Raw genomic sequence first — 11,201 nt, 5'->3', positions numbered from 1 at the left:
AACTCTATTTTTGGTCATTATTATTCGTAATAATTGCTAGAAGGCTATTTTTGGTTACGAAATTTGTTTCTAAATAAAAATGCAGTAATTACAGTTCCGACATATGGAGCAGTCCAATATAACCATAAATTTTCAAACACTCCAGAAAACAATGCAGGTGCCAATGCCCTTGCAGGATTCATAGACGCGCCTGAGATAAAAGCCAAAAAAAAGATATCCAGCCCGACAATCCCACCAATTACTATTCCTCCGAATCCTCGTAATCCTTTTGTGTAAACTACAGTAAAGATTACAGTCATAAGTAAAGCAGATGCTAAAACCTCAACGGGAAATACCAGAGACATTGAGAAATCAGGATTAGGTGCGTTTGCACCAAGATTTGCTTCTGTTCCAATAAAGGTCAAAACAAACAATGAACCAAGTAATGCGCCAATGATCTCAGCTGTAAAATAAATTACTATCTGAATTTTAGAGATATGTCCAGTGATGTAAAAACCAATAGTCACTGCCGGATTAAAATGAGCTAGTGACACTTTACCAAAACAGTAAATCCCAATAATTAATGCGATAAATGGTGCAACGGCTGCAAAAGCAATTCCAAGTGTTCCACCAGTTTGCACATCATACACAATAGAACCAGTTGCAAATACAACAAGAATAAAAGTACCAATTAATTCTACGATGAAAATTTGCAAGTTAGAATAAGTCATTAGTTCTATTCCTCAAATGATTTGATCAAATCCATCACCTTTGATTTAATCTGATCACGAATTTCTCTTACTTGTTCAATTGGTTTTCCTTTAGGATCAGGGATTTGCCAATCAAGAACATCTTTTAGAAATAGCGCAGGACATGACTCTTGGTCTATACATCCCATGTTTACAGCTTTTTCAGATTCAGATATTATCTGTTGTGAGATAGTTTTTGGAGTTTGATTTTTCATATCAATACCAATTTCATTCATTGCTTGTAAAACAATGGGATTTACTTTATCACTAGGCTTTGTTCCTGCACTAATAACTTCAAAGCCTTTTGGCATGAATTTTTTAAAAAATGCTTCAGCCATTTGGCTTCTTCCAGCATTTTCAACACATACAAAAAGAATTTTTTTTGTCATGTTTTAAATTACTTAATCGCCTTTATCACTAGACTTGTAATTCTTCTTCCATTTACTTTTTCTCTTTCCATGTATACTCTTTCTTCCAAGATCTCAATCTTTTCAAAACCTGCTTGTTTCATTGATGAGATATAATTTTCTTTAGTCAAGGCACCATCAATACATTCACACCACTGTTCAGAGTTTATCTGATTTGGTGATATCTCTACATCAGTTATTAGATCAGATATTACCATTCTCCCTTCATTTTTTAAAATTCTAAAAACTTCCTTGAACGCATTTGTTTTGTTTGTCGTTAGATTGATAACACAATTGCTAATCACAGCATCCACAGAGTTATTGTTTAGTGGGATGTTTTCTTCAATGTCTCCTTTTCTAAATTCCACATTAGAATAATTTCCATTTAGAGCATTTTCTCTAGCTTTTTCCAACATCTGATCTGTCATATCAATTCCAATGGCTTTGCCTGAATTTGATACTTTTTTTGCAGCTAAAAATATGTCGATTCCTGCACCTGAACCCAAATCAACAACAATCTCTCCTTCTTTAAGTTCAAGGTAATTTAACGGGGCTCCACACCCAACTCCCAAAATTGCTTCTTGTGGGATTGATTCAAGTTCTTTTTGTGCATAACCAATTAATTTTGTTGCATCAATTGGAGAATCTCCTGATTTACACTCCCCAGGCATACAACAACAATTTGTATTTCCAGTAACTGCTATCTTTGAATATCTTTTTTTGATCTCTTCTTTGATTGATTGTTCCATATGATAGTTTACTAGGTAAACTATTAAAGTTGTCAAGTAGAAACTAATGAAGTTAGTGTAAACATGGAAACTAATAGAAAAAAGCTACCTGTAATTGCAAACAAATGTGAATTTGATGGTTATGATGTATCAAAATTACTAAAAGAAACTTCTACCATACGAGATTTGATAACAAAGAGAGCAACACTTGAAATTCTATTTCCTCTATGCTGTACAACTGAACCAGTAAGACACAAACAGTTCAAAAAATCCCTTAAAGGAATTAGCAGTAAGACATTATCCACAAGATTATCTGAACTTGTTTCTGAGGGGATTCTGACTAGAGAGACATTTGCGGAAGTACCTCCACGAGTAGAATACAGACTAACGCAAAAGGGACAAGAACTAATTGAATCAATTACTGATCTCCTTAATTGGATGAAAAAATGGTCAAAGTAAATCTTGAAAAACTGTTTTGAAAAAATGATGTATTTTGAACCACGATAAATTTCATAATCTATATAGAAATCACATCATTAAATCCTATTACAAATATCATCACAAGATGGGCAAAATATTACATCCTTAGAAAATTTTCCTCTTCGTAGAATTTCGGTTTCCATACTTCCACACTTTTTGCATTTAATTTTATGCACGATTAGTTTATCAATATATGATCTAAAAGAGTATTCTATATAATTTACAAATAACATGTAAAAAAATAAAAAAATATGATTTAGTAAAATAATTAACATACAAATAATGTTTAGAAAAATGTATTTTTGAAATTATGTTCTATATACATTTCACATACATAATTAGAATTTTTCATTACACATCATCTCAGAATTTCAGATTACATAAAAAAATTGAATAGAAGCATGATAGCATATGCAATTACAGCACTTGCAGGAATTGTAATAATCCAAGCCCACACTATTCTTTTACCTATTCCCCATCTAACTGCAGAAAGACGTCTAACTGCACCTGCACCCATGATTGAGCCAGAAATTGCATGAGTTGTACTGGCAGGAATTCCAATATGAGCCAAAATAGCTAAGATGGTAGCTCCACTGGTTTCAGCTGCAAATCCTTGGTATGGCTTTAGCTGTGTTATTCTTGCCCCCATTGTTTTTACAATTCTCCATCCGCCAAAAAATGTGCCAAGACTAATTGCTACTGCTGCAATCAATATCACCCAGAAAGGCACTTCAAAAGTTGTCAGAATTCCTTCAGTCAACAAAATTAAAACAATTATTCCCATAGTTTTTTGGCCATCATTTGCACCATGAGTAAGTGAAAAATAAGTTGCAGACACTAGTTGCAATTTACCAAAAGCAGAATTCACATTAGCGGGGTTTTTGTTTGCAAATGCTCTGACAATTAATGATGCAAGTAAAAACGCACCAATCAATCCAACTACAGGAGAAACAAGGATTCCTGTAACTACTTTTTCTAATCCACTAAAAATTATTGCGTGAGATCCTGCACCTGCAAGACCTGCACCAATAATACCACCAACAAGTGCATGACTACTTGAAGAAGGAAGTCCCAACCACCAAGTAATTAAATTCCATACAATTGCACCAAACAGTGCTGCCATCACAATATGAATTGTGACAAAATCAGGATCAATGATTCCTTTTCCAATTGTAGTTGCAACTGCTACTCCAAAAAGAAATGGTCCAACAAAGTTAGCAATTGCTGCAAGAGTTACAGCATGAAGAGGTTTTAGTACTCTAGTTCCAACAACTGTTGCAATAGAATTTGCTGCATCATGAAAACCATTGATAAAATCAAAAGTCAGGGCTACTATTATGGCACCGATAGCAAGTTCATACATAATACCACTAACCGTATTTCAGAACTATGTCTTCAATGACATCTGCAACATCCACACATCTATCAGATGCAGTTTCCATTGTTTCATAGATATCTTTTAGTTTGATGATAGTTATAGGATCATTACTCTCAAAGAGTTTTTCAATAGATTTTCTATACAAATCATCTACAGTGTGCTCAATTACGCTAGTATTTCGACAGTGAGTTATCATATCTTTAGTATTTTTGATGTTTCTTAATTTTGAAACCATGTATTCAACTTCTTTTGTTGCATTGACAAGCTCTTTTGCTATTTCTAATGTGTATGGTGGAGCAGTAGTAATTTTGTAACTATGTGTTCGTGCAGAAATTCCATCCATGAAATCAATTACATCGTCTATTTTTGAAGCAATTCTTTGCATGTCTTCACGATCAAAAGGAGTGATGAATGTTTTATTTAATTCAGCAAAAATATCTCGAGTAAGAATATCTGCCTCACTTTCAAGCTTTTTTATTATTTCATGTTGTTGAACATTATTAAGATCTGAAAATAATACAACCAATGCTTCTGCAGTCTCTACGGCTTTTTTTGCTAGATCATTAAAAATTTTTAAAAGTTGTTTGTCATTGGATTTCATCCATGAAAACATATGTCCCATGAATTCAGTGAAAATGGATGTACATTAAAACTGTTATCTAGATAGGAGTATAATTTTAAGATCTACAAATTTTTACAGTAGTAGAGATATCAAAAATTAATTAGGATTAGAACTTGAATCGTGTTCGGTTTTTGTATGTGAAGCGATTCTTTCATCGGTTGGACGGTGTTTGCCAGTAACAATGTAATTAATTGCATCACTCATGAATACTGCATGATCACCAATTCGTTCTAAATATCTCAACAAAAGGGCTTCAGCAAGAGCACATCTAGTATTAGTAGATTCTATAAGTTTTGGTAATCTTTCACGATAAATTCGATCAATGAATTTTTCATCTTCTCTAATTTCAATAGCTTTTCGTATATCCAATTCAGCAAAGGATAAAACAGCTTCTTTGATCATGTGCTTTACTTTTTTTGTAGATTCAACAAGGGATGCATTGGTGCATTCAGATACATCACCAAACAAATCACGAACAAGAGTGATATCATAAGCATACCTTCCAAATCTAGAAAACGCGTATGAAATTTCTGTAGACGAACGAATTAATCTAAAGTCATCTGCAACAGGTTGATATTTTAATAGCATGTCAAATGTGAGATCTTCCACTTCATAGTATTTTACACGTATAGAATCAGATAATTTGAGAACTTGATCTTTTGTATTTGTTCCTGTCAGATACGAATCAATAGCCAAAGAGATGGATTCAATTACCATATCACCCATTTCAGACATGATAAATGACAATTTGTGTAGTGATGGATCTATTAAACGAGTCATTTAACCAAAGTGTCCTTGCACATATTTTGCGGTTAGTTCATCTTTAGGATCTGTAAATAGTTTCTTTGTTTCACGAAATTCTATCAGGTCACCTAGATACATAAATCCAGTATAATCTGAAACACGTATTGCTTGTTGCATATTATGAGTTACAATGATTATAGCATAATCTTTTTTTAATTCTGTGATTGTTTCTTCAATTTTTTGAGTGGCAATTGGGTCAAGTGCTGATGCAGGTTCATCCATCAATAACACTTCAGGTTGTATAGCAAGTGCTCTAGCAATACAAAGACGTTGTTGTTGACCACCAGATAATTCAATGGCAGATTTTTTAAGATCATTTTTTACTTCATCCCATAGATAAGCCATCTTCAAAGAATCCTCAACAATTTCATCGAGAATTCGTTTATCACGAACTCCATTTAGTCGGAGTCCTGCAGTTACATTATCATAAATGGACATTGTTGGAAACGGATTTGGTTTTTGGAAAACCATTCCAACTTTTCTTCGGTGATAAATTGGATCTATATCTTTTGAATAAAGATCAATATCATCAATCATGACTTTACCTGTAACTTTGGCATTTTTTGTCATATCATGCATTCTGTTTAAACACCGAAGAAATGTAGTTTTTCCACAACCAGATGGGCCGATTAATGCTGTAACAGATTTTTCTTTGAATTTCATTGTAACATTTTTCACTGCTTCTATACCATCATAACTTACTGTAACATTTTCTGTAATCATTTTGTATTTTGATTCAATAGATTTTGAATCGATATTAGTAAGATTAGAGGTTGTCATATCAGTTGATTTTGTACTCAATGCAGTCATTTTATAGCATTACTCCTCTGTTTGATGAATTTACCAAAGAGTAGATTTTTTTTATTTGAAAAATAATATCTGACTCCCAAATTAATTCCAAGTATAATCATAATCAAAACTAATGCAGCCCCCCATCCCTGAAGTTGGGCACTATCATAAGGCAATAAAGAGAGCCGCCATATTCTCAAAGGTAAAGCATCCATTGGAGTATCCATACTGCTAAAGAATTGACTACTTCCAAGAATTGTCATAATTAATGGAGCAGTTTCACCACCAATTCGAGATACAGAAAGTAGTATTCCAGTAATCATACCGCTCTTTGCAGCAGAGATTACAATTCTAAATGTAATAATCCATTTTTTTAGTCCTAATGCAGTTCCAGCTTCTCGATAAGTAGTTGGTACCATTTTCAATGACTCTTCTGTAGTTCGCGCAACAATTGGAAACATTATCAAGGACAAGGCAAATGCTCCAGCCCAAACTGAGAAATGACCAAGAACTAAAACAATTATCAAAAATGCAAAGATTCCAAGAATGATTGATGGAAATTCCATAAATACATCATTAAAGAATCTAACTGATCTTGCAAGCTTGTTGTCACCATATTCAGAAAGAAAAATACCAGACATTACACCTATTGGAACGCCAATTAAACTAGACAATCCAATAATTATCAAGGTTCCTTGAATTGCAGGCCCTATTCCTCCTTCCCCAGAACCAATAGAACCAGGAGTTTCAGTTAAAAATTCAATACTAATTGCAGTTATACCATTTTTGAATACTTCAACTAAGATACTACCCAATGGAATAATAGCAATTATTACACAAGAAAAAACAATTATTCGAACAATCTTATCTACAAGTAATCTTTTTGCAACATTTTGTTTGAATAATAAACGATATTCTTGTCTTCGGGTTTGAATATCATTCAATTATTAATTGCACCTTCTTTAATTTTTAACATTCTTGTTACAAGCAAATGAGCAACAACATTAATCACAATAGCAATTAACAAAAGAATCAACCCAATTCCAATTAGTGCAGGCATGTGAATAGATGCAGGTGATGCTTCAACGAATTCATTTGCAATGATACTTGACATGGTTTGACTTGGACCAAATAACGACGATGGTATTGCACCAAGTCCAGTTGCATTTCCAATTAGCATCGTGACTGCCATTGTTTCGCCGACAGCCCGGCCTAGACCTAGAATAGAAGCACCTATCAGTCCAGTTTTAGAATATGGAAATATTGCAAGTTTGAACATCTCCCATTTTGTTGCACCAAGCATGTAAGCTGCCTCCTTTTGTTGTTGAGGCACAGCCTTCATTATCTCTCGAGATACTGCAGAAACTGTTGGAATTATCATAATTGCGAGTATAACACTTGCAGTTAGAATATCCAATCCATATGGATTGCCAGAAAATAACCAAATATTATCTCCAAATGCATCATGTAATGGAGTTTCAAACCAATCTCGAAAATAAATTCTAAAAACATACAATCCCCATAGTCCATAAATTACACTTGGAACTGCAGCTAAAAGTTCTACTAAAAATCCCAGAGGAGCTCCAATTTTAGGAGGGGCATCTGAGATAAACATTGCAATTCCTATGCTTAGCGGAACACCGATCATCATTGCAATTGCAGATGTAGTCAATGTACCCAAAATGTAAGGTAATGCACCAAATGATTCTCTGCCTTCCACAGCATTCCAATCAGTTTTTGTGATAAACGACAATCCTTCTTCCTCCCATACAGGATATGATTCTGAGACTAGTTGAAATGCTATCAATACAACTACTATCAAAACATATGCACCAGCAGTAGTAACCCCGATCTTGAATATTTTATCTGAAATTATTTTTCTTTGTTTTATATTCAGATTTACTTTATTCACATTTTTTTGTTAAAAAAATTGGATATCTAGCATATCACTATACTTTACGTGTTGATCATAATTCTATATAGTTTATCGACTAAATTGTAATTAGTAAAATTTCTGTAAAATAGACAGTGAAACTATCTGAAAACACTAAACAAACAAGGAAAATTCAGCTTAGTGGAGGTTCCACATACATCATATCAATGCCAAAAGAGTGGATTGAGGAATTAAAAATTAAAGTCGGAGAAAATGTAACTATAGTAAAAAATTCAAACAAATCATTAACTCTATTTCCAAGAGAACATGGTAATGATAAAAATCAAACTACGGCCACTATAATTTCTAGTCAAAAAGATTCAGGGGAATCAGTTAAAAGAAAAATAATTGCGGCATATCTTGCAGGGTATAAAACAATTCAAATCAAAACTAAAGGTATGAAGATTCCTTCAGAACATTCAAGAAGTGTACGAGAGCTGGTTCACTCATCTATGATAGGAACCGAGATCGTTGAATCTAGTTCAGAGGCAATGACTATTCAAATTTTAACTAGATTGCCAGAATTATCATTTGAATCTGCACTAAAGAGAATGCATCTAATGGCCATCAATATGATTAAAGAGTCAATAGAGGCTTTAGAAGAAAAAGACACTCCACATGCAGATGAAGTTATCAATATGGATGATGAAGTAGATAGATTTGGACTTTATATGCGGCGAAATTTAGTTTTGGCAGTTGAAAATCAAAGCATACTTGAAGATATGGGGTTAAAACGACCATCAGATTGTCTTGAATATAGGACTATAGTAGGCAAAATAGAAAGAATAGGAGATCACGCAAGTCTAATTGCAAAGAGAATTAAATTTATTGAAGATGAAATTGATCCAAAAACCATATCAAAAATTAAAAAATTATCTGAAAAAGCACTAGAAGTTTTTGAAGAATCAATGATGTCTGTTCAAAATCATGATTTTCAAAAAGCGGAAAATGTTGCAGAAAAGGTAAGCAAAATAATTGAGGAAGAAAAAGAAATTATGTCAAAGATAAACGACAATGGAAAAAATTCAACAGTAATAAAATTTATTTTAGAAGATCTGAGGAGAATTATAGAATATTCAGGAGATATTGCAGAAGTTGCAATTGATGAAAATATTCAGAGTATTATTTCTGAAGAATAAAATACACATAAAATATTATCATGTAAAATAAAAAAAGAAGGGAGGTTTATTTTTGATAGAAACCGTGTTCCCAACTGCTTGTGGATTTTAGATCACTTGAACTGATTGTTTTTGCATGTTCAGTTTTTTTCATGGCGTCCATAGCAGGATTACCTGGAGTGTAGCCACTACATTCAAATGCATATTGATCTACAACTGCAAATCCTTTACCAGTGTAACCTTCTTCGTTATCAGCCCTTGAAACCAGAACATAGTTAGTAATTTGACAATCTTTGTATTTGAAAGATCTAACTACATCACCGCCTGCAGCAACTAGTACTTCAACATCAAAGAATTTGAACGGATACTCCATTCCTGCATTTAGGGCATTTTTTTGAGCCTGATCAGCAGCTTGATAAAGAAGTGGTGTTCCACCTGCAATTTTTTCCATAGTAAATGCAGGTTTAGCTCGACCAGTAACACCAGATGGTGCTCTCGGATCATCATCCTGATTCAACGTTGTAGTACCAAACCCACCGCTTTGAGAAAATAGTTGGATTGGAACCATTTCAGTACCATCTCGAAATGAAAATATTGCGGTTGTAGAAATTTTTTCAACAAACACAAATTTTTCTGGTTGAACTGCAACTGTGGCTGCATCAATATCAGCAATATCAAGACCTGTAAAAGATGCAATAGCAAACACTGCAATTACACTTAGTGTCGTGACACTCACTATTTTTTTGTAGTTCATTGATATAGAAATTAATTTAGGTACTATAAATTGAATCAATGTTCTTTACATATAGAACATGATGATAGATGGTAATCGTAGTACTATATAGAAGAAGAAAATAAAAAATGAAGAAAATAAAAAATAAAGAAAATAAAAAATGAAGAGATTTAGACTTTTAGAATACCTTGAGATATAAGATATTGCAGTCCTTGGATATAGTCCTCATCAGTGATTAATCCATCTGCCCACCATTTTGCATTGTTTCTAATCCAATCTGGAATGTTTGAATTTTTGGTTTCTGTTTTAGATGTAGTTTTAACATCATAGTTCCAAAGAATTTCACCATCATATTTTACCTTAGAAAGTCCTTTTTTACTCAACTCCACAACATTGTCTGGAAGTTTAGGATACAACAGACTATGTGAAAATTCCTGTCCATCAGTTATCATCCAATGAATCATGTGAAGTGTGGTTTTTGCTTGTTCTTTGTTCTTTGAAGTATCTTTTAGATCTTCATATAACAGAAGATACGTCAAACTTGAGATAGGATATGAATTAGGACCGGGTGCATTTACCATAGACACTGCTGACCAATCGGCTTCAGATGCAGGAAGTTTATCAACAATACTAGCTGCGGAAGCAGCAATACTATCAATTGTGGGTTCAACAAATTTATTTTTGTCACCATTTTGAACAGAAGCAACAGTCATTCCGGTTTGGAATGCGTATGCCAATTCAACATAACCAATTGAATATGTTGTAGATTTTATAATTCCTGCAACACCTTCATTTCCTGCAGCAGCTAAACCTACTGGCCAAGGAACTGATTTTCCTTTTCCCACTTTTGCATTCCAACCATCTGGATCAACGGTAGCAAGGTAATCAGTGAACACAAAAGTAGTTCCAGATCCATCTGAACGGTGTGCCACTACAATATCTTGATTAGGAAGATTCAATCCAGGATTGTGTTCTTTGATTAATGGATCGTTCCATTTAGTAATTTCACCAAGAAATATACCAGAAATTACTTTTCCAGTTAATTTCAATCCACTTTTAGGAATTTCAGGAATATTGTATGGTATTGTTACTCCTCCCATTGTTTCAGGAATATGTAATGTGTTTGGAGCTAGACCTCGTTCTTTAACAGTTAATGGTGCATCAGTCGCTGCAAAATTTACAGTTTTTTCAATGTGCTGTTTAATTCCACCACCACTGCCAATTGATTGATAGTTTAGGTTTACATTCTTAAAATCGGCATTGTATTCTACCCTCCATAAATCAATCAGCGGAAATGGAAATGTAGCACCAGCACCATTTATGTTATAAACAAAACTGGTGTTTGGAGCTGCAGGTTCTGATTCAGCATTTACATTTAGTGGTGCCATAATAGCAACTATAGTTGCGATCATAAGCATAGATGTCGTCTTTGTTATCATTGAAATATCATATTTTGTAATTTATTTAGCAATAACAATAAT

Annotated in this window: 13 protein-coding genes; 2 read left to right on the top strand and 11 right to left on the bottom strand. The window is 33.5% G+C overall.

Annotation, left to right across the window (positions count from 1 at the left end; translation table 11 throughout):
- Positions 1-44: 44 nt before the first annotated feature.
- Genes MY1_RS02120 through arsM form a run of 3 tightly spaced genes read right to left on the bottom strand, consistent with a single transcriptional unit; the run spans position 45 to position 1,884 of the window.
- Positions 45-710, bottom strand: a complete 666-nt coding sequence (locus MY1_RS02120) for an MIP/aquaporin family protein (protein WP_007549899.1) — start codon at positions 708-710, stop codon at positions 45-47.
- 5 nt (positions 711-715) lie between these two features.
- The gene (locus MY1_RS02115; protein ID WP_007549898.1) at positions 716-1,117 is read right to left on the bottom strand and encodes an arsenate reductase ArsC; all 402 of its coding nucleotides are present in this window, start codon (positions 1,115-1,117) and stop codon (positions 716-718) included.
- An 8-nt stretch (positions 1,118-1,125) separates the two neighbouring features.
- A complete protein-coding gene (arsM, locus tag MY1_RS02110) occupies positions 1,126-1,884 on the bottom strand; it encodes an arsenite methyltransferase (protein WP_007549897.1) in 759 nt (252 codons plus the stop codon).
- Positions 1,885-1,947: 63 nt separating this feature from the next.
- On the opposite strand from arsM, the gene MY1_RS02105 reads away from it, so the two are divergent.
- The gene (locus tag MY1_RS02105) at positions 1,948-2,322 is read left to right on the top strand and encodes a winged helix-turn-helix transcriptional regulator (protein WP_007549896.1); all 375 of its coding nucleotides are present in this window, start codon (positions 1,948-1,950) and stop codon (positions 2,320-2,322) included.
- A gap of 397 nt (positions 2,323-2,719) precedes the next feature.
- Here the strand turns inward: MY1_RS02105 and MY1_RS02100 are convergent, their stop codons facing one another.
- From MY1_RS02100 to pstC, 6 genes are all read right to left on the bottom strand, one after another.
- Positions 2,720-3,706 carry an inorganic phosphate transporter gene (locus MY1_RS02100; RefSeq protein WP_007549895.1) on the bottom strand — a complete coding sequence of 329 codons (987 nt, stop codon included), beginning with the start codon at positions 3,704-3,706 and terminating at the stop codon, positions 2,720-2,722.
- A 7-nt stretch (positions 3,707-3,713) separates the two neighbouring features.
- Complete coding sequence (locus MY1_RS02095) at positions 3,714-4,343, bottom strand: DUF47 domain-containing protein (protein WP_007549894.1); 630 nt, start codon at positions 4,341-4,343, stop codon at positions 3,714-3,716.
- 96 nt (positions 4,344-4,439) lie between these two features.
- Positions 4,440-5,123, bottom strand: coding sequence for a phosphate signaling complex PhoU family protein (locus MY1_RS02090; RefSeq protein WP_048109473.1), 684 nt, complete (start codon positions 5,121-5,123; stop codon positions 4,440-4,442).
- Positions 5,124-5,957 carry a phosphate ABC transporter ATP-binding protein PstB gene (gene pstB / locus MY1_RS02085; RefSeq protein ID WP_192805772.1) on the bottom strand — a complete coding sequence of 278 codons (834 nt, stop codon included), beginning with the start codon at positions 5,955-5,957 and terminating at the stop codon, positions 5,124-5,126.
- A complete protein-coding gene (gene pstA / locus MY1_RS02080; RefSeq protein ID WP_007549891.1) occupies positions 5,954-6,880 on the bottom strand; it encodes a phosphate ABC transporter permease PstA in 927 nt (308 codons plus the stop codon). The genes pstB and pstA overlap by 4 nt, the downstream gene beginning before the upstream one ends.
- On the bottom strand, positions 6,877-7,848 hold the full coding sequence (pstC, locus tag MY1_RS02075; RefSeq protein ID WP_007549889.1) for a phosphate ABC transporter permease subunit PstC: 972 nt from the start codon (positions 7,846-7,848) through the stop codon (positions 6,877-6,879). The genes pstA and pstC overlap by 4 nt, the downstream gene beginning before the upstream one ends.
- 116 nt (positions 7,849-7,964) lie before the next feature.
- Between pstC and MY1_RS02070 the strand changes: the two genes are divergently transcribed.
- Entirely contained in the window at positions 7,965-9,008 is a 1,044-nt protein-coding gene (locus MY1_RS02070) for a phosphate signaling complex PhoU family protein (RefSeq protein ID WP_007549886.1), read from the top strand.
- 46 nt (positions 9,009-9,054) lie between these two features.
- Here MY1_RS02070 and MY1_RS02065 read toward each other — a convergent pair whose 3' ends face one another.
- A complete protein-coding gene (locus tag MY1_RS02065; protein WP_048109472.1) occupies positions 9,055-9,741 on the bottom strand; it encodes a hypothetical protein in 687 nt (228 codons plus the stop codon).
- Between the two features lie 149 nt (positions 9,742-9,890).
- On the bottom strand, positions 9,891-11,159 hold the full coding sequence (gene pstS / locus MY1_RS02060) for a phosphate ABC transporter substrate-binding protein PstS (RefSeq protein ID WP_007549883.1): 1,269 nt from the start codon (positions 11,157-11,159) through the stop codon (positions 9,891-9,893).
- Positions 11,160-11,201 lie beyond the last annotated feature (42 nt).

Source organism: Nitrosarchaeum koreense MY1, assembly GCF_000220175.1.
GTDB classification, from domain to species: domain Archaea; phylum Thermoproteota; class Nitrososphaeria; order Nitrososphaerales; family Nitrosopumilaceae; genus Nitrosarchaeum; species Nitrosarchaeum koreense.
The sequence above is the reverse complement of the archived record's forward strand: the minus strand, read 5'-3'. Positions and strand labels throughout refer to the sequence as shown.